The organism is Acinetobacter terrae, from assembly GCF_013004375.1.
Taxonomy (GTDB): domain Bacteria; phylum Pseudomonadota; class Gammaproteobacteria; order Pseudomonadales; family Moraxellaceae; genus Acinetobacter; species Acinetobacter terrae.
The window spans coordinates 141,506-165,071 of the sequence record NZ_JABERI010000009.1 but is presented as its reverse complement, the minus strand read 5'-3'; the positions used below and the strand labels follow the sequence as shown (position 1 = coordinate 165,071).

Below are 23,566 nucleotides of genomic sequence, written 5' to 3'. Positions count from 1 at the left end.
TTTTATTGTCTGCAGATGCTTTAAAACACGTTATAATTTTACAGGGATTTTTTTATTGTTAGATTTATGCCATTTACGATTGCCTCGCCCGTTACTTTCGAAGAAGACATCAAAAAAAGTCGCTTTCAAGCCATTGCTGTGCCTGTCGAAAATGAACAGGCAGTAAAAGATTTTTTGGAGACCCATAAAGATATCACCACAACACATCAATGTTGGGCATGGAAAATTGGACATAACGTCCGTTTTAATGATGATGGCGAACCATCGGGGACTGCGGGAAGACCTATTCTAGCCACCATTGAAGGCAATGAATTAACCAATATTCTGGTTCTGGTAAATCGCTGGTATGGTGGAATCAAACTCGGAACGGGTGGCTTGGTTCGTGCCTATGGTGGCTGTGCCGGACAATGTTTATTACTGGCTGAAAAAATTGAACTGATTGAAAAGAAAAAAGTCAGTTTTGCCTGTCAGTTTAATGAATGGTCGATCTTTCAATATGAACTCAATCAACAGCAAGTCGAATTTAAAGAAGACTATACTGCGACGGGGGTACAGGTCGAAGCCTTAGTACAAATTCACCAAATTGAACCCTTGTCATTGAAAATTCAGGATGTGACGCGCGGGCGTGAACAACTCAAAATTGTAGAAGAACCACAGAATGACTGAACAAGATCCGCTGTTAAAATATCGTGAACAGCATAAGCATCGCTTGAACTATATGCCGTGGTTATATTGGTCATTAAAACCGAAAAATCGTGGCTGGGCTGAAGCATGGCAAAAAGAATATCAAGCTTATTTAATGCAAATGGAAACAGTCGAGATTGGTGAAAACTGTTTTATTTCACCGCTGGCGCATATTTTTGCCGAGCCAGGCCGAAAAATTGTGATTGGCGATAATACCTTTATTGCGGCAGATTGTAATTTGCATGGGCCCTTGGAAATAGGCAATGAAGTTGCGATTAACCATCATTGCATTCTTGATGGTGGACGGATGGGCATCAAGCTGCATGATCAGGTCCGTATCGCTGCATATTGTCATTTGTATGCCTTTGACCATGGCATGGAACTCGAACAGCCGATTTACCAACAACCGGTACGTTCCAAGGGAATTGAGATTGGTCAGGATGTTTGGCTGGGTGCACATGTAGGTGTGAAGGATGGTATAAACATTGGATCGCATGCCGTGGTTGGAATGAATAGTATGGTCACAAAAGATGTAGAAAAAGCGACTATCGTTGCAGGTAATCCTGCGAAATTTATTCGTTATCGGGATTAAAAAATCTAATAAAATTAATATGAATTGCCGAGTAAGTTTAATTACATAAAAGCATGCACAGTCTGTAATAGATATGCTAAGTTAAAAATAACAAATAGACTTAAAGCCTTCCAAGGCGAAAAGCGAGGCGAAAATGAAACGTGTAATCGCATGTATTGATTCTTCTCCATGCGTGAATGCAGTTGCTGAAGCTGCCGCATGGGTTGCAAAGCAGACCCAACGTGAATTGGTGTTATTACAGGTTTTAGATTATTACCCGGCCAGTTATCACTTGGGGGAAATAAGTGGTGTGATTGGTTTTGAAAGTAATGCAATGTTACTGAAAGAACTGGCTGAACTTGAACAAAAACAAAGTGAATTGGCCCTGAATTATAGTAATAATTTACTTAATCATATTAGCGAAATGATTCAGCAGAAGTACGGTTTAACTGCCTCGCATCTCCAAGAAAAAGGCGATTTTTTAGAGCAAAGTTTTAATGTGCTTAGAGATGAAGACATTGCCATTATCGGTCGAGTAGGGGAACGCTCTGCAGAGCGGAATAAACCCATCGGCAGTAATGTTGAAAACTTTATTCGTGGGGTCAATTGTACCGTAATGACAGTTGGTGAAAAATTCCAGCCACCAACACGATTTATTTTTGCCTATGAATATTCGCCTACCTGCGTCAATTTGATGAAACGAATTGCACAAAGTGATTTGTTAAGATTGCTACAGTGTCATGTGCTCTATGTCGGCGATCATCCAGAAATATTGAATGAACCATCACAATATTTAAAGAATGCCGGCTTAGATGTAATCATGGAATATCGTTATGGCGATGTTGCTGAAAATATACTTGAATATCAGAGTGAACATGAGATACAACTGATTGTACTTGGTGCATTTAGTCACAGTAAAATTCACCAGTTCTTTTTGGGCAGTGTGGCAACCACTATTTTCCGAAATTCAACTGTACCGTTGTTGGTGGTAAAATAAGCAATACTTTTGCTTATAAGTAGTGATTAAATATTAGTCATAGTTATCCGCATAACTTGTGGATAACTATATGGACAGTCTGTGTAAATTGCTAATAAATAAATAAAAAAACAATGCGATTGTTTTTTGATCTTTGTGTCAAATTATTTCACTATGGCTAAAGCAAAGCCATCATGGCCCTTACTGCCTACAGTTTGTAATGCTGTACAGGACAAGATTCGGGGATGGTTTTGTAAAGCAACAAACATCTCTCGGATACCTTCAATACTGGGTTTGTGATTTTCAGGATTGATGATATCACCCGCACGGATGACATTATCGAGCACAATAATGGTTCCTGAATGAGACAAATCCAAGCTTAATTCTAAATATTCCGGGTAACTCTGTTTATCAGCATCAATAAAGATAAAATCGAAAGCTTCAAAGTCGGCAGGTAAGGTTTTTAATACATCAGCTGCACGTCCAACTTTCAGCTCAATCGTTTGTGGAAGTTTGGCATTGTCGATATTTTCCTGAGCTAATGCTGCGTGTGTATCTCGACCTTCAATCGTTAAGATATAACCATCTTCAGGGAGCACACGCGCCAGCCACATAGTGCTGTAAGCTGCAAAAGTACCCAGTTCCAGTACACGTTTACACTTGTTCATCTGAATGAGCATTTGCAGCAGCATGCCTTGATTGGGCGCTACTGCAAGGTGATCTGGAAAGCCTTTTTCTTCAGTGTTTTTTAAAGTCTGTAGAAGAATAGGGTCTTCTGGAATTAAATGTGAATCGATGTAGGCATCAATCTCTGTCCACATTTGTTGCATAGTTTCGTCACCTTTGTTGCGATGCAAGCATTTTAAACTTTTCCAATCAGAGTGCAATTTATCGTTTAAATTTATTGAAAATAGGCAATAAAAAAGAGATCAGCAAGATCTCTTTTTATCCGAATTTACTTTTAGTAATTACACATCGATGAATGACGGGATAAGTCAGGTCCCCAGGTGCGATAGCCTTGGGTATCAATATGGATTTGGCCTGAAGCATACAGTCCAAGTCCCATATTCAGGCTTTGACCATGTTGCGCCCAGAATTCGCATAATTTAAATTTGGTGTTTTCGATAAAGGCATAGTCTTCAGCATGAGGATATGCAGGTCCAACACGGAAATCGATGGCAGAGTTAAATAAATGACGTGATGAATTTGCACCGCCAGCACACTGGTTTAGGGGTAAATCACGGTAAACCGAAGTGACTTCAAAGTCGGTAAGCACTTTGGCTGCAACCAGATATTTAAATACACGCAAAGTCGAAATTTGATTGTTCCACAACTCACGGTTTGGAATCATGTATTGTGAACGGGAACATTTTTGCCAATCCCGTGCTGTACGCATCAATTCAAAACTTGGAATGATGTTGCCGACACCATTTTGTTCAAGGAACACTTCATATTCACGCACGCGTCGTAAGTTATCGCTTGTAGCAACCCAAGCATTGTAAGCGTAGGGAACTGTTTTAGGCGGAACAGGGCGTTCAATGATGATGCGTTCTTGGGGAATGAAGATTCGTTTTCCGTCGGGAGTCGTGGTTGTACGTCCTTGTTTCTGAGGAGATGTAGCACATCCAATCATGACAAGTGGGATTAAACCGAACCCGATTAATCCCTTGAGAAAATGCTTCATTATAGAAATCAAATATTTATAAATACGTGTGTTATTTTAATATAAATTGATGGATAAAATTTGGAAATATTGCAATCAAATGTTTTTTCAGTGTAAAAAAAGATCAGCAGTTGCTGATCTTTTTTGAGGTGAAAAACGGGATTATTTTTCCAAGTATTGTAACTTGTCAGGTTTACCATTCCATTCTTCACGGTCAGCAGGTTGATCACCAATCTGGGTGATGTTCGGCCATTTTTGTGAAAGTTCAGTATTCAGTTCAATAAAGACTTCTTGACCTTCCGGTAACTCATCTTCAGAGAAAATAGCATTCGCAGGGCATTCAGGTTCGCATAGTGCGCAGTCAATACATTCATCAGGATTGATGACGAGGAAATTTGGACCTTCGTAGAAACAATCCACTGGACAAACTTCTACGCAGTCTTGGTATTTACATTTAATACAATTTTCAGTGACAACAAAGGTCATGGCGACAGCTACCTAAAAAATATGGTTCTAATTACTCTTGCTGTATTTTAGGCAAAAATGCATGTAACTAACAATTGCTTTTATTGATATTTGTTATATATAAGGCTGTTAATTTTGCTAAAAAATGAATATAGCGTTAAATATGGCATCTAAATGAAAAAGACTCCTATTTAGGAGTCTTTGACTTATTCACGATGGTTTCAAATTAAGCTTCTAGGGCATCTTTCAAAGCATAAATTTGTTGTAGTGCTTCACGTGGTGAAAGACTATCGACATCTAAAGCTCTTAACAGATTCAGCGCAGGCACATCTTTTTCCACTTCAACAATACGTTCAATCACTTCAATGGATGATTCATCTGCCACACTAAATAAATCATTTTGCACCGCTTTATTGAGTTGCTGATGTTGCTGTTTTTCCAAAATTTTTAAACGATTTTGGGCTTCTTTAATCACGCTGGCAGGAATTCCGGCTAATTTTGCCACTTGCAGACCATGACTTTGGCTTGCAGGACCCTGCTGAACTTTGTGTAACAGAATTAAATTGCCATTTAATTCCTTTGCGGTGACATGGTAATTATCAATACCAGATTCTTTGCCGAGTTCAGTGAGTTCAAAATAATGGGTCGCAAATAAGCACAGGCATTTAATACGTTTACTGAGGTCAATCACACATGCCCAAGCCAAAGATAAGCCATCATAAGTACTGGTACCACGACCGACTTCATCCATCAGCACCAAAGACTGGTTGGTGGCATGATGCAGAATCTGTGAAGTTTCCGTCATTTCCACCATAAAGGTCGATTTGCCAGTCGATAAATCATCCGCTGAACCAATACGGGTAAAGACCCGATCAATTGGACCTAATACTGCGGATTTGGCAGGGACATAGCAGCCACAATACGCTAATAAGCTAATCAAAGCCGTTTGACGCATAAAAGTGGATTTACCACCCATATTTGGCCCCGTCACAATGGCCATGCGGTGATTAAAATCTAAAGTCGTATCATTTGGGGTAAAGGCGGTTTTACTTAATGCTTCAACCACAGGGTGGCGACCGGCGATAATTTTTACCCCAATTTCCGGGCTAAATTCTGGACGCGACCAGTTGCGTAAACGTGCTTGATGGGCAAAGTTGGCAAGCAAGTCAATTTGTGCAATCGCGCTGCTCATCATTTGTAAATTACCGATATCTTGGCGTAATTCATCCAGCAGCATTTCAAACAACATTTTTTCACGCGCCAGCGCACGAGATTCACTGGATAACACTTTATCTTCAAAAGACTTGAGTTCTGGCGTGATATAGCGCTCTGCATTTTTTAAAGTCTGGCGACGAATGTAATGATCCGGTGCCTGATCTGCTTGTGCGCGGGTCAGTTCAATATAGTAACCACTGACACGGTTGTAACCAATTTTAAGGGTTGAAACTCCAGTGTTTTCACGTTCTTGGATTTCCAAATCTATCAGGAACTGACCGGCATGATCGCGAATTTTACGCAGTTCATCCAGTTCACTGTCAAAACCTTCTGCAATAACATTACCATCACGAAGTAATACCGGAGGATGTTCAACAATGGCCGACATCAGGCGTTGGTATAGCCCTTTAAAGTCACCTAACTCATGATCTAATTGCTGAATTAAGGTAGATTGCTTGGCTTGAGTAATCGGCTGAATGGCATGACGTAATAAAGGGATTTGTGCACAGGCTTGGCGCAGTTGTACTAAATCACGAGGACGTGCACTGCCTAAAGCAATACGACTCAGCACACGTTCAATATCACTAATGTCTTTCAGCACCAAGCGAATCGGTGATTCATGATAGCCATTCAGCATCGATGCCGTTGCATCAAGGCGAGCATCGAGTAATTTGGTATCACGTAGCGGCTGCATTAAGGTACGGCTGAGTAAACGCCCGCCCATCGCAGTTTGACAATCATTGATCAGTTGAAACAGCGACGTGCCATGATCAAACAATGGTTCGACTAACTCTAAATTGCGACGCGTGACTGGATCTAAGGCAATAAAGTCACTGCTTTGTTCCAGTTGAATAGAACGGATATGCGGTAAAGCTGTTTTTTGGGTTTCTTTGGCATAGTGAATCAGTGCTGCGGCAGAGGCTTTTGCCAATGGCAAATGATCAATACCGAAACCTGACAATGTCGATACGGCCAACTGATCACATAAGGTTTTTTGAGCATTATTGACGTTGAAATCGACATTTGGACGCTTGGTGACAGGGCATTCAAGTTGCTTTTTGATTTGCTCAATAATATTTTGATCAACAATATCTTCATCAACCAGAATCTCACTTGGCATTAAGCGGGAAAGCTCAATCGCCAGTTGCTCGTGTTGGAAGTCTTGTTGTTGAACCTTGAAAATACCTGCGCTTAAATCTAACAGCGCAATACCAATTTGATTTTGTTGAATGCAAAGCGCGACCAAATTGGAAGATTGATGACTATTCAGCAGTGCATCATCAGTCAGTGTGCCGGGAGTGATAATTCGGACCACACCACGTTCCATAGGTGCCTTACCGCGAGTGCCTGCGCTCTCGCCTTCACCCAGCTGTTCACAAATGACGACGGTTTCACCTTTCTTAACCAGACGTGCCAAATAGCCTTCGGCTGCATGGTAAGGTACGCCCGCCATAGGGATCGGTTCGCCATTGGCTTTGCCACGGTGGGTTAAAGTAATCCCCAGTAATTTTGCTGCTTTATGTGCATCATCAAAAAACAACTCATAAAAGTCACCCATACGATAAAACATGAGTGAGTGAGGATACTGCATTTTTACAGTTAAATATTGCTGCATCATTGGCGTTAAAGTGGAAAAATCAGCCATGATTTCCGGGTAACTCATTGAGGTAAAATCCTTAAATATTTGAATAAATCTAGATCGCTAAAAACTTGGCTGTCTCACCAATTTCAATTTTTTGCATGAAGATAAGTTTATTTACCAGTAAGACATTCAGGTCTTATATTTTTTAATTTTCTGGCAAGTTGTGTCTATCAAAAAAACTTAACTTCATTCGAGTGGCTTATCTTATCAAATTTGCATGAGCAGAGAAAAATGCTTTGCAATAAATAGGTAAAAATCAGGAAACAGTTTTTTATTTTTCTATGAGAATATTAAGGGTGGGGGAATATAGCTGTAATAAAGATCAATAAGCTAAAGTTGAAATATTTTAATGATGCTTGGAAATAGTCTAAGAAAATATCTTCACACTAAATTGAACAGCAGATCAGCCGATCATGTAGATGAAGCATGATCGGCTGAAATTGATAAACCTTAACCCTTAAGGTTTATGTAAACCTAATTGGGTCAAATGGAGACGTAAGATTCGACGTAATTCTAAAACGGCTTCGGGGGTTTCCTGGATGGAATGTCCACCTTTGATGATCTTTTCAGAAACCGCCCCATTTAAGTGGGCGCTCTTATACGGGACGACATCATCGGTAATGATATTCAGATCATCACTGTTGGTGATATTGCCCATAATGGAATGGAAGGCGAGACCTTTACGGGGGTTAATGTCTTTAGTCAGTTCCATAAACTTGGACTGATAACTTAAATCACTCGGACCATTTTGAATAAGACCATTATCAATCTGCTTTAATAGATCTTTAACGTCCAGATCCTGGTTTTGTATGCTGTCACCGATCGCAGAAAGGAATGCACCGGGTATGCGAATAATTTTACGTGCTGCCTTGGTAAACCAGCGATCTGCATAATCGGTTCCTTTATGCGGTGATGCGAGAAAAATTGCACGACTAAAATTAGGAATATCCTTCATGACCAAGCGTTGTGAAACGATTGGTAATTTTTGATATTTATTTAATTGGCGATTGTTCATCATGGCTAAGGCTTTTTTAGTCACATCTGCATCACTGACCAAAAGGCGGGCAATGATGCCTCCCATACTATGTCCAACCAGTACCGCATCTTTTTTGGCTGGTGCTTTGGCATCAACCTGTGCAAAAGCCTGATTGAGCAGGGCATAGATTTGAAAGCGACTTTCAATAATTGGCATATTGGTTGAATAGAACACTTGCCAGACCTGAAAATTCTCACGCAGCACCGTGTCACCCATAATGTCATTGGTCAGTCGGATCCACGCTTCAGGACTACTGGCTAGACCATGCACCAAAACAATGACTTTTTTATTTGGGTTATAGGGTTCGAGCATATATAAATGCGGCATGGTGAGATGATCGTCACGATCAATCAGAGTCAAATAGGCAGCTTTACCCAGATTATTTTGTGCCAGCCATAAACCATAGGGTGTAGAGAAGTTAGCGGCAAGCGGATAGCTTTTGCCTGCCAGATCAACTTTTTCATATTTATAGGGATCAAACGCTTTTAACTCAAACTCTGCCTTATTTAAAATGTCCTCAATATTGGTCGCAGATTTCGGCTGCGCGGTAAGGGTGGCTGCCAAATAACGGGCTTGATGAATATTCGGATTGACGCCATTTTGGTAGCTAAAATTTATCGGGTCGATAATGTATTTATTTTTACCTTCACCAATATCATCCTTAACTTGCGGTAAAACGACCACAAACTCTGAACCAAAACCGTCCCGGCGGTTAATGGAACGCAACCCTGAAAAATTCAGGTTATAACTTGAGAGTAGTTGCTCAATTTTCTGTTCTTTGAGTTGCGGGTAATGATCAAAGTTAATGCTGTATATACTGTTGCCAACTTTAATCCGGTGTTCGACTTCCGTGGGTTTGTGACGTAGGCCATAAGCGGAAACCAGTTTAGCCAAGGCTAAGTTATAGAAGTCACGAATCTGAACCTGTCTGTTATCAAAAATACGGTCTTGTGGTCCGCGTTTTGTTTTAAACATATAGGCATAACTGTATCGAATACTTTTATCCAGCATATACAGTTGTTGGTCTAAACATTTATCATAAGTTACTTGCTGGAGCCGTTGTTTTTCTTGTGACCTGGTGCTGGTTAAAATACTGGTTTTACAATCACTTGAGTTTTCAAAGGTTAAGGCTTTAGCTAAGTAGACTTCACTTGCTGTAGATAATAATTGTTCATCTTGAATTTGGGGAATTTGTTGCAGTTCCTGCACACATTGTTCAGGTTCATCAGAGCAGATTTTTGCTTCACGACCTGTCATTGAAAGCACATTTAAACTGGCTTCACTCAATTTGTTGCGGGTGAGTATGCTTTCTCGTTCATTGGCGATGGTGACGTTGATGGCTTGATTTTTAACACTTACAATTTGACATCCTGTCAGCAGATAACTACTGAATAGCGCGGCAAATAAAACTGTGTATATCTGTTTTGGCATAATAATAGTCTGCAATAAGTATTTGTTTGAATTTTATTCATCATACGATAGTTCTTCTAATTTTCCATTCATGCAAATAAAAATAGACCGTACTTGACGGCCTATTTTTATTTTAGTTTAGCTTTAAATATTAAGGTGCTGGTGTTGCTGGTGTTGCTGGTGTTGCTGGTGTTGCTGGTGTTGCTTGAGCAGGAGCAATGATTTGCCAAACATTCCAGCGACCTTGCTTTTCAATTTCAGCAATTAAACGGTCAGCCACTTCAGCTTCTTGCGGATATTTTACTTTGTAATTTTTCAAAGTTTGAATCGCATTTTTCTTTTGTTCCATGGCAATGTAATTATTTGCCGCAGATAGATACGCTTCCTGAACACCCGCTTGCATCGCTTTATCTAAATAAGGAATCGCTTCACGCTGACCACCACCTTCAGATAAACCAAAACCAAACCAGAAGTTTGCTTCAGCATCTTCTTTGTTGATTTTTAAAATGCGCTGCGCATAGGTTAAAGATTTGGTGGTATAGACTGAACCCAAGTCCAGGTTACGCGCCATTACACTGGCTTTAAATGCACGAATCAGAACATCAAAAGACGCATTATCTCGAGATGCTAAAGTATCGAGCTGTTGAGTCAATTCTTTTAGTTTAGCTTCAAACCCTTTACGTTCTTGACGTTCAGTAAAACGAGGTGGGTAATGGCGTGCTTTACCTTCAACCAATTGTAAAAAATCATCAATTTCAGTGACATCAATTTCATTTTCACCCGCAAGTACGGCAAATTTCAAATTACGTGTATTGCTGTTCACTGTTGGAATAATGAGCTTATTCACATCTAGAGTCACTTTCTTGGAAGGATCGCTTTGCAGATTCACTTCCATTTTAGTGACAGGCTGTGCTGCAGCTTGTTTTAATGCAATTTCAAATGGAGGTGGAGCATCATAGTTAAATGGATTCAGCGCATAGAACGGTGGAGTCAAATCGGGTTCAGTGAAAATAATTGGAGTAGTCGGCTTTTTGTCTTCTTTCGGTGCCGTGCTACATGCAGATAATAAAGATACAGCTATTAATGTGCATGCCAAAGGCTTAAGGGTCATATGGATCATCCATTCATTTAATTTTAAAATTAATTAGGGGCTGTTAATATTTCATAAATGGCTTGCGCTGTAGGCTAAAATTGGGCAGATCAGTCATGAAACGAAGACAATAGCGAGACTATTTTCAAGTTTCATTACGAAATCTGAGATAATTTTAGTCACAATCTTTCAGGATGAGCATATTTTTTTTGCTGTTATATTGTTGCGAAGCAATCATTTAGAATGATTGAATTTCCTGCTTCACGCCTCATATCAACTAAAAAATATGCGTCGTCGCAAACATAGATGAAGTGTAAACAGACCCAATTTGCATGTTCGTCAGTCTAAAAAAACTGGCACGAACACACAAGTTAGCAATTGTGAAGAATCACATAAGCACTTTAGGCTTTGGATTGAGTGCTTTGTGCTTCGCATTCACGGCGCACATCTTCAATGATTTTAAGCTCTTCAACACTAAAGGGTTGTTCATCTTGCTGCTTTTTGAATGAAGGATCGAGCAAAGATAAACGCTGGCATAAGGTATTCATGCGTTTTTCATTGAGTTGAATTCGATCCAGCAAAACACGCATCCCATCTAAAATAGGATCTGACTGATCTTGCGTAGCTGCATAGGGTTGGAAACCAATGCTCTCAGCATAATCACGGCGACGTGCCTCTTCAGCATCTTTGGGTTTGTCTTTGGTGATAAAGCGGGCGGGATTGCCAACAGCCGTAGTATCCGGCGGAACTTCTTTGGTCACCACTGCATTGGAACCCACTTTGGAATTTTTACCCACGGTAAAAGGTCCAAGAATTTTTGCACCTGCACCAACCACCACACCATCTTCCAGGGTTGGATGACGTTTACCTTTATTCCAGGTTGTACCGCCTAGCGTTACGCCGTGATAAAGCGTGACATCATCACCAATTTCAGCAGTTTCACCAATCACCACACCCATGCCATGATCGATAAAGAAACGACGACCAATTTTTGCACCCGGATGAATTTCAATACCTGTGGCAAAACGGCTAAAAGAAGACAGTAGGCGAGCAGAGCCTTTACACTCTTTTTGCCAAAGTTCATGGGCAATACGATGCATAATCAGGGCATGAATGCCTGGATAAGTCGTTAGAACTTCTAAGGTGTTTCGAGCTGCAGGATCGCGCGCGAATACAGCCTGTATGTCTTCTCTGAGCTGTTTAAGCATTAGGTTGATCCTCTGAAGAATCTGTTGTCTTGTCTGTAGATTTTTTCCATTTACCACTATTCATCGCTTGTACACGCGTGAATATGCCACGAAGTAAATGATATTCCATACGGTCTAATTGTATACGTCCAAATAGACGACGCAAGCGTAAAGGTAATAAACGTGGATTTTTTGGATCCATAAACTCAATTTCTGCCAACATTTTTTCAATATGCGGGTAGAACTGTTCCATTTGTTCATGCGTGACCAATGGCTCATCCCAATGCATCGACTCGGTATCCGTCACTTGCATGGTTGCTTCAGGATCTTCCTTCTGTTCGGTCAATGCCATTGCCGCCATACGCATTTCATAGCAAATCACTTGAATGGCTTGGGCAACATTGAGTACACCGTAATCGTCATTGACTGGAATGGTGACGTGATAATTCGCCATCGCCAATTCTTCATTGGTCAAGCCGCGGTCTTCACGTCCAAATACAATCGCAATTTCTTGTTGATCTTTGACGACGGCATTCAACGATTTTTCCGCAGCAGGACGAGCATCCAGCAAAGGCCACGGAATGGTACGGCTACGTGCACTGGTGCCAAAAACCAGATGACAGTCTTTAATCGCATCTTCTAGTGTAGGTACAATTTCAATCTGTTCGATTAAATCTACAGCACCTGCAGCCAAAGCATTAATATCCGGATGAGGATAGGTTTTAGGTGCAACCAGTACCAGCTTGCATAAGCCCATGGTTTTCATTGCTCTTAAAGCACTACCAATATTCGCAGGCAATGTGGTATTGACCATGACAATACGCACATGGGAGAGATGTGCTGAAACAACAGCATTGTCAACTTGACTCATAATGTGTCCGATTTTAATTTAAATATTTAAAAAACTAAGAATATTGATTGGCTTCAGCCTGATACATATCCATCGCATCCTCCATGCTGACATTGGCAGGTGGCGGTGCAATACGTGCGGGCTTGCCATGAGGCGCAGCCTTGGCAGCTTTGGATTTCACTTGATATTCAATGTGAATGACATCCTTGCCAAAATAATCGCGTAATTTCGCCAGCAGTTCATCCTGTGGCGCAACTTTCCAGTTCAGTCCCAAGTGAACTTCTGCAGAAGCGTAGGGATAATCAATTTGTAATTGCACTGGAATGTGATTACACATATCGACATTACAATATGGAATCAGAATCTTTTGTAAATCCTGACTCAATGTTTTGCTCAGATGTTCACTATTCAGTTTGATCTGGATGCTATTGGCACGTTTCTGACGAATATCATTCAGGCTGAACGCCTTGGTTAAACGTCCCATCGGACGATCATAACCTTCACGTTCATAGATTTCACCTTCAATCACCACCACACGGTCAGCTTGAATAACATCTTTAAAACGTTGGAAGCGTTCATGATTGGCAGAAACTTCAATACGTGCCGTACCATCATCCAGAGTCACCATCATACGGTTCGGGAAGTTGGCAACATCCACCACCAATCCGGCAAATACCGTGGTGACACCGCGACGTGTTGGGGTTAATTCATTAATCCGTACAGGAATAAAGGACTTTAACTCTGGACGATAAACATCAATCGGATGTCCAGTTAAATACAAGCCGAGTGTGTCTTTTTCGCCTTTAAGACGGACTTCATCTGACCACGGTTTTACAGGTTTAGCCGGTTTACGTTGAACTTCCTCAACTTCACCAAATAAATCCATAATGCCGGTTTCACGATTGGAGCGTGCTTGGTCAGCCGCTTGAACCGCTTCAGGCAATTGCGCCATGATGCTGGCACGATCAATGCCTAAACAATCTAGAGCACCGGAACGAATCAGTGCTTCTAAAGTTCGTTTATTGATTTTTTTCAAATCAATACGATGGCAGAAATCGAATAAATCTTTGTAAGGACCGTCCTGCAAACGTGAGTCAATCACCGATTGCATGGCTGCCTCACCCACACCTTTAATTGCACCTAGGCCATAAACAATGGTTTTTTCATCACTGGCATGGAACTGGTAAAATGACATGTTAATGGACGGTGGAAATACTTCTAAGCCATTAATTCGGCAGTCATCAATCAAAAATACAATACTGTCGGTATTTTGCATTTCCGAAGTGAGTACCGCTGCCATAAATTCAGACGGATAATAGGCTTTTAACCATGCAGTTTGATAAGCAACCAGGGCATAAGCGGCGGCATGCGATTTGTTAAAACCGTAGCCTGCGAACTTTTCCATATAGTCAAAGATATGGTTGGCGGTGGCTTCATCAATATCTTTTTTCGCGGCACCTTCAATAAAGATTTGACGCTGCTTGACCATTTCTTCAGGTTTCTTTTTACCCATGGCACGACGTAGCATGTCCGCGCCACCGAGGGTATAGCCGGCACAGTACTGTGCGGCTTGCATGACCTGTTCCTGATAAACCATGATCCCGTAAGTTGGCTCAAGTACGCCTTCCAGTAACGGATGCAGATATTCAAACTCGCCACCATGCATACGATGGATAAAGTCAGGAATAAGATCCATTGGACCCGGACGGTACAAGGATACGAAGGCAATAATTTCTTCGAACTTACTTGGACGCGCCTCTTTCAGCATTTTTTTCATGCCGACGGATTCAAACTGGAATATCGCAGTGGTATTGGCATTTGCGAAAATCGAATAAGCTTTGGCGTCGTCTAGCGGGATATGCGCAATATCAACCGTTTTTTCAGGCCCAATGCGTTTATTAATATTTTGAATCGCATCTTCAATTACGGTCAGGTTACGTAGACCCAAGAAGTCGAACTTTACCAGACCGGCTGATTCAACATCATCTTTATCGAATTGAGCGACGCGGTTAGTACCATCTGCATCGCACATCACGGCTGAATAATCGGTAATTTTACCGGGTGCAATCACCACACCACCGGCATGTTTACCGGTATTACGGGTAATGCCTTCGAGTTTAAGTGCCATTTCCCAGATTTCAGCTGCATCATCATTGTCTGGGTTAGATGGATTGGTGACGATATCTTTAAGCTGTGGTTCCATGTCGATGGCAGCACGAAGGTCTACACCTAAGGGTTTGGTCGGGATCAACTTCGAGATACGGTCAGCAAGTCCGTAGGATTTACCCAGTACTCGCGCGACATCACGGATGGCACCTTTTGCTGCCATGGTCCCAAATGTTGCAATCTGTGATACTGCATCTCGACCATAATGACGCGCCACATAGTCAATCACCCGGTCACGACCTGCAATACAGAAGTCGATGTCAAAGTCGGGCATGGAAACACGTTCAGGGTTCAAGAAACGTTCGAACAGCAGGTCATAACGTAGTGGATCGAGATCGGTAATTTTCAGGCTATAGGCCACCAGTGAACCGGCACCTGAACCACGTCCCGGACCTACCGGTACGCCATTATTTTTGGACCATTGAATGAAGTCCATTACGATCAGGAAATAGCCCGGGAATCCCATGTTTAGGATCGTACCAATTTCGTAGGCTAGACGTTCATCATAAACTTTACGAATTTCAGGCCAGTCTTCATCGCGTTTTTCAACGGGATAAAGAAAGTTTAAGCGTTCTTCCAAGCCTTCTTTAGAAATATGCTCAAAGAAGGTATCAATGGTATGACCTTCAGGAATTGGAAAGTCGGGAAGGTCATTGAAGCCTAAACGCAAGCTGACATTACAGCGTTTGGCAATGTGGTAAGTATTTTCAATTGCTGTTGGAATGTTTGAAAACAGTTCAGTCATTTGCTCGGCAGTTTTGAAATATTGTTCAGGCGTGTAAGAACGTGGGCGACGGTTATCACCAAGCACATAACCATCGGCAATACACACGCGCGCTTCATGCGCTTCGAAATCAGTTGGTGCAATAAAATGCACATCATTATGTGCCACGACACCAATATTGTATTTTTGAGCCAGTTTTACCGCTCCGGCAATGAAACTTTCTTCATCCGGTCGGTCGGTGCGGGTCAGGGCCAAATACACCCGATTGCCAAATTTTTCAATCCATTCCTCTAACAGGGCTTCAGCTTTTTGCGGATTGGATGAATTGAGCATTTTGCCGACATCACTATGCATGCCTAAAAGCACGATTATGTCTTGATTCTGTTCAAGCACCCATTCTTTTTTTACGCAAGGAATATCAAGCTGTTGACCTTCAATAAAGCCACGCGAAACAATTTCAGTGAGACTGCGCCAGCCTTTATTGGTCATGGAAAGCAGGGTGGCTTTATGTTCTGCATCATTCAGGCGAATGACACTGCCCAAAATAGGTTTAATACCATTATCCAGGCACTTTTTATAAAATTTAACTGCGGCATGCAAGTTGGACAGATCTGTTAATGCCAAAGCTGGCATTTCATCATTCACTGCAGCTTTCATAAGATCAGGTATACGTACGATCGATTCCGTGATTGAAAATTCTGTATGTATACCAAGATGAACAAAGTGCATAAATGAGTCCCTGCAAAAACTGACGGCTATTTTAGCATGCTCTGAATGTAGGAATGGCTTAATATTTACCAAATTCGATGCGGATTTTTGATCATATTATCGCTTATAGCTGATGTTTTTATTGATAAAGTTGGAAATCGGATTATTTTTAACCAGAATATTCTTGCCAAATAAAAACCCTCAAGATGAGGGTTTTAAAGATTTGACCTGATCAATATTGATCTTAATTTATCTTAATTTGGCGAGCCATTCACCCACGGTCTGAACAATTTGCACCAAGAGTAAAAGCACAATCACGGTTAAAATAACCACACTGGTATCAAAACGTTGATAGCCATATGAAATCGCCAAATCACCAATACCACCGGCACCGACCGCACCCGCCATTGCGGTTGCACCAATTAAACTAATCGTGGCAGTGGTTAAATTAAGAATCAGTGAACTGCGCGATTCAGGCAAAATAAACTTGAAAATAATCTGTAATGGAGTAGCACCCATCGCTTGGGCAGATTCCACAATGCCTTCATTCACTTCTAATAATGAAGTTTCAATCAGGCGTCCCATATACGGACCAATGTAGATGGTTAGTGGAACAATTGCAGCCCAAGTGCCAATTGAAGTACCGACTAAAAATTTAGTTAAAGGAATAACCGCAATCAGTAGGATGATGAAAGGTAGCGAGCGGAGGGCATTCACAATCGGGTTTAAAATATGATAAACCGCACGATTCGGCAGGATCCCTTCAGGTCGAGTGACCAATAACACAATACCTTGAATAAAGCCCCAAATTCCGCCAAACAGCATGGCAAAAAACACCATGTGAAAGGTTTCTTGTAAGGCAGTAACAAACTGGTCAATCGACAGGGAACTTTGCCAAAACGGTGCAGTCAGTTCAGTGAGCCATTGTACGATTAAATCTCTCATACCTGATCTCCCGAATGTTCAACTTTTACGCCATTTTTTTCTAAAAATTCAATTGCTTGCTGAATAATTGCCGGATCACCCAACAATTGGATAAACATTTGTCCAATCACAGTGCCATTAATTTCAGTCATATTGGCAAACAAGATATTCAAACTGATATCAAATTTCTTAATCACCGCTTGTACTACAGTTTCTTGAGCAGATTTGCCTAAAAATTGTAGGCAATAAATACTGTTATGATTCTGATTTTCCAGGTTCTTTAAAATATTGACCGGTAACTGTTGTTGAAGCACAGTTTGAATAAAGTTTTTAGTGGTTGGATGTTGTGGCTGACTGAAAATCTCAAGAGTAGAACCGGTTTCAATGACTTTACCTTGTTCCATCACCGCGACATAATCACAAACCGTTTCAATCACATCCATTTCATGGGTCACCATGACAATCGTAATATTCTGTTCTTTATTGATTTTTTTGAGTAAGGCTAAAACAGATTTGGTGGTTTGCGGATCCAGCGCAGAGGTTGCTTCATCACAGAGTAAAATTTTAGGATGATTGGCAAGTGCGCGGGCAATACCGACACGTTGTTTCTGTCCGCCAGAAAGCTCATCGGGGAAAGCATCTTTTTTATGTTTGAGGTCAATAAACTCAAGTAATTCATTTAAGCGTTTTTCACGTTCAGCCTTGCTTACACCCAAAAGCTTGAGGGGCATTTCAATATTTGCCGCCACAGTTTTGGTTTGCAACAAGTTGAAGTGCTGAAAAATCATACCGATATTTGCACGTTCTTGACGTAATGAGCGTGCATCCAAAGCAGTAAAATCTTTTTGATTAATAATCACCTGACCTTCATTCGGCCGTTCTAGTAAATTAATCAAACGAATTAATGTGCTTTTACCTGCGCCACTATAGCCAATAATGCCAAAAATACTGCCTTCTGGAATCTCCAAATTAATTTGGTCCAAGGCACGTATGGTTTGACCTTTGAGCTGATAGTGCTTTGAAATGTTTTTAAATTCAATCATATCGTCAAACACTAAGCAGAAAATAAAAAAACAGGCAAAATGACTTTGCCTGTTTGGTTTGGATGATTATATTACTATTTTGTTTCAGTTAAATAACTAATTGGTTTATTTACATCAACCTTAGTACCACCAAAGTGTTCTTGCACATATTTGTTCACAGCTTCGGTGTGATACAACGCGCCGACTTTTTGTAGTAACGGATCATCTTTACGTGATTCAGCAGTTGCTAAAATGTTTACATTTAACTTGGTGCTTTGGTCCACAGGCTCATAGTAAATAGAGTCTTTAAGTACGTTCAAACCACCTTCAAGCGCCAGTGTATTACCTAAAACAATCGCATCCACTTCGTCTTTAACACGAACAGCGGTCGCCATTTGAATTGGTTTGATCACAATTTTTTTAGCATTTTCAGTAATGTCGTTTGGTGTGCCCGTTGCAGGGTTAAAGTCAGCTTTAAGTTTTAACAAGCCTGCAGATTGAAGTAGTAAAAGGGCACGCGCTTCATTGGCTGCATCGTTTGGAATAGCAATGGTTGCACCGTTGGCAAATTCTTCAACTTTTTTTACTTTGCTTGAGTAAATACCCATTGGCTCAAGATAAGTAGTCGAAACCGGTGCAATCTTGTCTTTATTCGATGCATTGAAAGCGACTAAATAAGCATAAGACTGGAATGCATTGATATCGACTTCTTTGTTGGCTACTGCAGTATTCATGGCAACGTAGTCAGTGAAGTTTTTCACTTCAAGTTTGATACCTGCTTTCTTGGTTTCAGGCAATGTCGCGATATAACGCCAGATGTCTGCATCGGAGCCAGTTGATGCCATTACAACGGTTTGTTCTTTTGCTGTATCAGTTTTTGCCGCGTCAGTTGCAGGTGCTTCTGGTTTAGAGCAGCCAGTTAAGCCAACGGTTAAACCTAAAACAAGTCCAAGGAGCTTTTTCATGTATTCATCCCAAGTAAATTTAATTTTGGCTTTAAATTTACGAATCATTTATTAGAGAGAGTAAGTCAAAATCGAAATCAGTATAGAACGAAGGAGTGATTACAGTCATCATGTCCAAACGTTTCTCTGATAGATGTGCAGCACTATAAAATTTACAAATTACGCTATGCAATCAGCAATCTGTCGAATAGTAAATTAAAGCAATGATAAAAAGTTTTAAATCATTGTATTCATTAACGAGATTGAGTTTCTGATCAATCAAAATTTGCCTCATCATAACAATAAATCTATATTCAATATAGTGAATAAAAACTCGACAATTATCTTATTAAGTGCATAGTGATAATGGGATTTTTGAAATTTTAATAGTAAAAACAATATATTGTTTTAAATTATATTAACAATCTGTAAAGTATCGTTTTATATAACGCTTTATAATTTTTTTTAAAGTCTAAAGATGAAAAATAGATATAAGATTAACAATTATTGGAAGTAATATTTTATGGATATACTCAAAAATAAATTAGTTTTTCAAAAGTTCATAAAGTTATTATTTTAGCTGCAAAATTTTTTATAGTAGGTATTGGGGCTATGCAAATTAAAATTATGTTCCAATTACTAGTTGCATACTTATGTTTACTAGTTTTAATGTCTGTGATTACGTACTATCTAATTTATCCGCTCGCTGTAGATAAAGGAACAGCTATAGCAACGATGTTCGGATGGTCGGCAGGATTATTTGCACCGTTTTCAGCCTTAATTTTGCTAAACTCTTGGAAAGAACAGCACAATATTAATCTAAAAAAAGATTTTATTGTTAAGTCTTTAGGTCATTTGGATGAGGCTATTAGAGCAATAGGGCAAATTTATTGGCTAATATATATTAATGATACAAAAGACTATTTCTATCCTTATAATCAAAAAAGAATTTCACAACAACTTGATGAATTTATAATGTCAGAGCATTCTAAATTTGTCTTAAATTTAGGAAATTTTCACAAGACTGTTAGAAGAATTGTAGGGGAGAATGCGGAATTTAAAAAAATTTATAACCAATTAAATAAATTTCATGCAGAAATTATCAAAATTTTAGATATAAAAAGAAAATGTTTGGAAGTTGATGCTAAAGAATATAATAAACAATTCCCATATTTATATGATTATTATCATGAACTTATTTCACAAAAAGAAAAATTTGAAAAAATTGCGCAAAAATATTTGATTGTTGAATAATTAAAAACCCGCACTTGGCGGGTTTTTAAAACTTAATAAAAATTAAGCTTGTTCGCGAGCAATCGCACGGTAGCCAATATCTTTACGGTATTGAACGCCGTCAAAGGTCACTTTTTCACAAAGCTCTAATGCTTTTGCTTGAGCTTCGCCAATCGTGTTACCGAGTGCAGTTACACATAGAACACGACCGCCAGCAGTCACAACTTCGCCATTGGCATTGGTTGCAGTACCCGCATGGAATACTTTCGCATCTGTCATTTCAGTGTCTAAACCAGAAATTACATCGCCATTGCTAGATGTTTCAGGGTAGCCTTTCGATGCAAGTACAATACCTACAGTTTTGCGCTCATCCCATTCAGCTTCGGCAGGTAAGTTACTTTCAAGGCCTGCTTGAACTAAATCAACTAAAGATGATTTTAAACGCATCATGATGGGTTGAGTTTCAGGGTCACCAAAACGGCAGTTGAATTCGATCACTTTAGGTTGACCTTGTTCGTCAATCATCAAGCCTGCATATAAGAAACCTGTGTATACATGACCATCTGCTTTCATACCATCAACAGTTGGACGCATCACTTCGTTCATTGCTTTTTCAAAGACTTCAGCAGTCACAACCGGAGCAGGAGAGTACGCACCCATGCCGCCAGTGTTCGGACCTTGGTCGCCTTCAAAGATACGTTTGTGATCTTGTGAAGTTGCCATTGGTAAGATGTTGTCGCCATCAATCATGCAAATGAAAGATGCTTCTTCACCGGCAAGGAATTCTTCGATCACAACACGAGAACCTGCATCACCAAATTTGTTGCCTGCAAGCATGTCATCAATTGCATCGAATGCTTCTTGATTGGTCATGGCAACGATTACGCCTTTCCCCGCGGCAAGACCATCTGCCTTGATTACGATTGGCGCACCATTTTTTTCAACAAATGCTTTTGCAGCATCCACTTCTGTGAATACATCATAAAACGCTGTTGGAATATTGTGACGTTTCAAGAAATGTTTCGCAAATGCTTTAGAGCCTTCAAGCTGAGCAGCAAATTGAGTTGGACCCCAAACTTTTACATCGGCTGCACGACAAGCATCCACTACACCATTTACAAGCGGTGCTTCTGGACCAACAATGACTAAATCGACTGCATTTTCTTTTGCAAAAGCAATGATTGCAGCATTGTCTAAAATGTTGAGTGCAACATTTTCGCATTTGTTTTCTGTTGCTGTGCCGGCATTTCCCGGAGCAACAAAGACTTTCGCTACTTTATCGTCTTGCGCGATTTTCCATGCAAGTGCGTGTTCACGACCACCATTACCCAAAACTAAAATATTCATCGGTTCATACTCCATGAATCGAAATAACATAAAGTCCTCAACCCAAAGGGGAAGAGGACTCCATGAAAGATTTAAGAATCTATTTTATGTAGCACGTATGACTGTAAATAAGTCATGATCAATTCGCCAACTTAGTGACGGAAATGACGCATGCCAGTGAAGACCATTGCAATACCAGCTTCATCAGCTGCTGCAATCGTTTCTTCATCACGCATAGAACCACCCGGTTGGATAATGCATTTAATGCCTGCTTGAGCAGCGTTATCAATACCATCACGGAATGGGAAGAATGCGTCAGATGCCATTACAGCACCTTCAACAACTAAACCAGCATGTTCAGCTTTGATTGCAGCAATACGAGCAGAGTTGATGCGGCTCATTTGACCTGCGCCTACACCAATGGTTTGACGACCTTTCGCATAAACAATCGCATTCGATTTAACGTATTTCGCAACTTTCCAGGCAAAAATCATGTCGTCGATTTCAGCTTCAGTTGGTGCGCGTTTAGTCACAACTTTAAGATCATCTTTAGTGATCATGCCCAAGTCTTGGTCTTGAACCAATAAACCGCCATTCACACGCTTGTAATCAAGTTGCGATTGACGTGCATCAATAGCTGGAAGTTCGCCACATACAAGCACGCGTACGTTTTTCTTCGCGCCAGTCACTTCAAGTACGCCATCGGCAATACTTGGTGCAATGATCACTTCAACGAATTGACGATCAACAATGGCTTGCGCAGTTGCTACGTCTAATTCACGGTTGAATGCAATGATGCCGCCAAATGCAGATTCAGGATCTGTTGCATAAGCAAGGTCATAAGCAGCTTTAATACCGTCTAACGATACTGCAACACCACATGGGTTCGCATGTTTAACAATCACACAAGCAGGTTTCGCGAATGATTTAACACATTCAAGCGCTGCATCTGTATCTGCAATGTTGTTGTAAGAAAGTTCTTTACCTTGAAGCTGTTTCGCAGTTGAAACAGAAGCTTCAGTCGCAGTACTTTCAACATAGAACGCAGCAGATTGATGCGGGTTTTCACCGTAACGTAAATCTTGTGCTTTGTTCAATTGTGTATTGAAAGTTCGGGCAAATTTGTCTGCTTGACCCTCGATTTTACCTACGCGAGCGCCAAGATAAGAAGCAATCATGCCATCGTATTGCGCAGTATGTTCAAATGCTTTAACTGCCAAATCGAAACGAGTTTCAAGAGATAACGCACCGTTAGCTTTCATTTCAGCAATCACAGTGTCGTAGTCAGAAGCATTGACCACAATACCTACAGAGGCATGGTTTTTCGCAGCAGCACGAACCATCGTTGGACCACCGATATCGATGTTCTCAATCGCATCAGCCAACGAGCAGTTTGGTTTAGCAACGGTTGCAGCAAATGGATAAAGGTTAACAACCACTAGATCGATTGCATCGATGTTGTGTTCTTGCATTACCGCTTCGTCTAGACCACGGCGAGCTAAGATCCCTCCATGAATTTTTGGATGTAGTGTTTTTACACGACCATCCATCATTTCCGGGAACCCAGTGTGCTCTGAAACTTCCACTACAGCGATATTGTTGTCTTTAAGCAACTTATATGTACCGCCAGTAGATAAAATTTCCACCCCAAGAGCTACAAGGTTTTTAGCAAATTCAACGATCCCTGATTTATCAGATACAGAGATTAAAGCGCGTTTAATAGTCATGAT

At 40.6% G+C, this 23,566-nt stretch carries 18 protein-coding genes; 4 read left to right on the top strand and 14 right to left on the bottom strand.

The genetic code is table 11. From position 1 onward, the window contains the following. The first annotated feature begins 66 nt into the window (after positions 1-66). The 3 genes from HLH14_RS05590 to HLH14_RS05580 all read left to right on the top strand — a co-directional run bounded on the left by HLH14_RS05590 (position 67) and on the right by HLH14_RS05580 (position 2,252). On the top strand, positions 67-666 hold the full coding sequence (locus HLH14_RS05590) for an IMPACT family protein (RefSeq protein ID WP_067724482.1): 600 nt from the start codon (positions 67-69) through the stop codon (positions 664-666). Continuing rightward, complete coding sequence (locus HLH14_RS05585; RefSeq protein ID WP_067724484.1) at positions 659-1,276, top strand: acyltransferase; 618 nt, start codon at positions 659-661, stop codon at positions 1,274-1,276. Before HLH14_RS05590 ends, HLH14_RS05585 begins: the two co-directional genes overlap by 8 nt. 133 nt (positions 1,277-1,409) lie before the next feature. After that, a complete protein-coding gene (locus HLH14_RS05580; RefSeq protein WP_067724486.1) occupies positions 1,410-2,252 on the top strand; it encodes a universal stress protein in 843 nt (280 codons plus the stop codon). A gap of 143 nt (positions 2,253-2,395) precedes the next feature. On the opposite strand, the gene HLH14_RS05575 is transcribed toward HLH14_RS05580, so the two are convergent. The 12 genes from HLH14_RS05575 to HLH14_RS05520 form a co-directional block, all read right to left on the bottom strand. Beyond that, positions 2,396-3,061, bottom strand: coding sequence for an O-methyltransferase (locus tag HLH14_RS05575; protein ID WP_067724488.1), 666 nt, complete (start codon positions 3,059-3,061; stop codon positions 2,396-2,398). Between the two features lie 131 nt (positions 3,062-3,192). Beyond that, positions 3,193-3,915, bottom strand: coding sequence for a D-Ala-D-Ala carboxypeptidase family metallohydrolase (locus HLH14_RS05570; RefSeq protein ID WP_067724490.1), 723 nt, complete (start codon positions 3,913-3,915; stop codon positions 3,193-3,195). 141 nt (positions 3,916-4,056) lie between these two features. Further along, complete coding sequence (gene fdxA / locus HLH14_RS05565; RefSeq protein WP_067724492.1) at positions 4,057-4,380, bottom strand: ferredoxin FdxA; 324 nt, start codon at positions 4,378-4,380, stop codon at positions 4,057-4,059. A 205-nt stretch (positions 4,381-4,585) separates the two neighbouring features. Next, positions 4,586-7,237 carry a DNA mismatch repair protein MutS gene (gene mutS, locus HLH14_RS05560; RefSeq protein ID WP_067724494.1) on the bottom strand — a complete coding sequence of 884 codons (2,652 nt, stop codon included), beginning with the start codon at positions 7,235-7,237 and terminating at the stop codon, positions 4,586-4,588. Between the two features lie 436 nt (positions 7,238-7,673). After that, entirely contained in the window at positions 7,674-9,683 is a 2,010-nt protein-coding gene (locus tag HLH14_RS05555; protein WP_067724496.1) for an esterase/lipase family protein, read from the bottom strand. Positions 9,684-9,813: 130 nt separating this feature from the next. Then, on the bottom strand, positions 9,814-10,773 hold the full coding sequence (locus HLH14_RS05550) for an ABUW_2363 family tetratricopeptide repeat lipoprotein (RefSeq protein WP_131270029.1): 960 nt from the start codon (positions 10,771-10,773) through the stop codon (positions 9,814-9,816). A 380-nt stretch (positions 10,774-11,153) separates the two neighbouring features. Then, the gene (gene cysE / locus HLH14_RS05545) at positions 11,154-11,960 is read right to left on the bottom strand and encodes a serine O-acetyltransferase (RefSeq protein WP_067724500.1); all 807 of its coding nucleotides are present in this window, start codon (positions 11,958-11,960) and stop codon (positions 11,154-11,156) included. After that, positions 11,953-12,810, bottom strand: coding sequence for an RNA methyltransferase (locus HLH14_RS05540; protein ID WP_067724502.1), 858 nt, complete (start codon positions 12,808-12,810; stop codon positions 11,953-11,955). Before HLH14_RS05540 ends, cysE begins: the two co-directional genes overlap by 8 nt. Positions 12,811-12,844: 34 nt before the next feature. Next, the gene (dnaE, locus tag HLH14_RS05535) at positions 12,845-16,408 is read right to left on the bottom strand and encodes a DNA polymerase III subunit alpha (RefSeq protein ID WP_067724505.1); all 3,564 of its coding nucleotides are present in this window, start codon (positions 16,406-16,408) and stop codon (positions 12,845-12,847) included. A 228-nt stretch (positions 16,409-16,636) separates the two neighbouring features. Beyond that, positions 16,637-17,332, bottom strand: a complete 696-nt coding sequence (locus tag HLH14_RS05530; RefSeq protein ID WP_067724507.1) for a methionine ABC transporter permease — start codon at positions 17,330-17,332, stop codon at positions 16,637-16,639. Next, a complete protein-coding gene (locus HLH14_RS05525; RefSeq protein ID WP_067724509.1) occupies positions 17,329-18,354 on the bottom strand; it encodes a methionine ABC transporter ATP-binding protein in 1,026 nt (341 codons plus the stop codon). Before HLH14_RS05525 ends, HLH14_RS05530 begins: the two co-directional genes overlap by 4 nt. A 74-nt stretch (positions 18,355-18,428) precedes the next feature. Further along, the gene (locus HLH14_RS05520; protein WP_067724790.1) at positions 18,429-19,298 is read right to left on the bottom strand and encodes a MetQ/NlpA family ABC transporter substrate-binding protein; all 870 of its coding nucleotides are present in this window, start codon (positions 19,296-19,298) and stop codon (positions 18,429-18,431) included. Positions 19,299-19,889: 591 nt separating this feature from the next. On the opposite strand from HLH14_RS05520, the gene HLH14_RS05515 reads away from it, so the two are divergent. Continuing rightward, on the top strand, positions 19,890-20,531 hold the full coding sequence (locus HLH14_RS05515; protein ID WP_067724511.1) for a hypothetical protein: 642 nt from the start codon (positions 19,890-19,892) through the stop codon (positions 20,529-20,531). 42 nt (positions 20,532-20,573) lie between these two features. On the opposite strand, the gene purD is transcribed toward HLH14_RS05515, so the two are convergent. Both purD and purH read right to left on the bottom strand, forming a co-directional pair. Further along, entirely contained in the window at positions 20,574-21,857 is a 1,284-nt protein-coding gene (purD, locus tag HLH14_RS05510) for a phosphoribosylamine--glycine ligase (RefSeq protein ID WP_067724513.1), read from the bottom strand. A gap of 131 nt (positions 21,858-21,988) precedes the next feature. Then, a complete protein-coding gene (gene purH, locus HLH14_RS05505; protein ID WP_067724515.1) occupies positions 21,989-23,563 on the bottom strand; it encodes a bifunctional phosphoribosylaminoimidazolecarboxamide formyltransferase/IMP cyclohydrolase in 1,575 nt (524 codons plus the stop codon). Positions 23,564-23,566 lie beyond the last annotated feature (3 nt).

Bases quoted from the DNA above. Each gene is read 5' to 3' on its own strand.
- HLH14_RS05590 (WP_067724482.1), top strand. From the start codon at position 67: ATGCCATTTACGATTGCCTCGCCCGTTACTTTCGAAGAAGACATCAAA.
- HLH14_RS05585 (WP_067724484.1), top strand. From the start codon at position 659: ATGACTGAACAAGATCCGCTGTTAAAATATCGTGAACAGCATAAGCAT.
- HLH14_RS05580 (WP_067724486.1), top strand. From the start codon at position 1,410: ATGAAACGTGTAATCGCATGTATTGATTCTTCTCCATGCGTGAATGCA.
- HLH14_RS05575 (WP_067724488.1), bottom strand. From the start codon at position 3,061: ATGCAACAAATGTGGACAGAGATTGATGCCTACATCGATTCACATTTA.
- HLH14_RS05570 (WP_067724490.1), bottom strand. From the start codon at position 3,915: ATGAAGCATTTTCTCAAGGGATTAATCGGGTTCGGTTTAATCCCACTT.
- fdxA (WP_067724492.1), bottom strand. From the start codon at position 4,380: ATGACCTTTGTTGTCACTGAAAATTGTATTAAATGTAAATACCAAGAC.
- mutS (WP_067724494.1), bottom strand. From the start codon at position 7,237: ATGAGTTACCCGGAAATCATGGCTGATTTTTCCACTTTAACGCCAATG.
- HLH14_RS05555 (WP_067724496.1), bottom strand. From the start codon at position 9,683: ATGCCAAAACAGATATACACAGTTTTATTTGCCGCGCTATTCAGTAGT.
- HLH14_RS05550 (WP_131270029.1), bottom strand. From the start codon at position 10,773: ATGACCCTTAAGCCTTTGGCATGCACATTAATAGCTGTATCTTTATTA.
- cysE (WP_067724500.1), bottom strand. From the start codon at position 11,960: ATGCTTAAACAGCTCAGAGAAGACATACAGGCTGTATTCGCGCGCGAT.
- HLH14_RS05540 (WP_067724502.1), bottom strand. From the start codon at position 12,810: ATGAGTCAAGTTGACAATGCTGTTGTTTCAGCACATCTCTCCCATGTG.
- dnaE (WP_067724505.1), bottom strand. From the start codon at position 16,408: ATGCACTTTGTTCATCTTGGTATACATACAGAATTTTCAATCACGGAA.
- HLH14_RS05530 (WP_067724507.1), bottom strand. From the start codon at position 17,332: ATGAGAGATTTAATCGTACAATGGCTCACTGAACTGACTGCACCGTTT.
- HLH14_RS05525 (WP_067724509.1), bottom strand. From the start codon at position 18,354: ATGATTGAATTTAAAAACATTTCAAAGCACTATCAGCTCAAAGGTCAA.
- HLH14_RS05520 (WP_067724790.1), bottom strand. From the start codon at position 19,298: ATGAAAAAGCTCCTTGGACTTGTTTTAGGTTTAACCGTTGGCTTAACT.
- HLH14_RS05515 (WP_067724511.1), top strand. From the start codon at position 19,890: ATGCAAATTAAAATTATGTTCCAATTACTAGTTGCATACTTATGTTTA.
- purD (WP_067724513.1), bottom strand. From the start codon at position 21,857: ATGAATATTTTAGTTTTGGGTAATGGTGGTCGTGAACACGCACTTGCA.
- purH (WP_067724515.1), bottom strand. From the start codon at position 23,563: ATGACTATTAAACGCGCTTTAATCTCTGTATCTGATAAATCAGGGATC.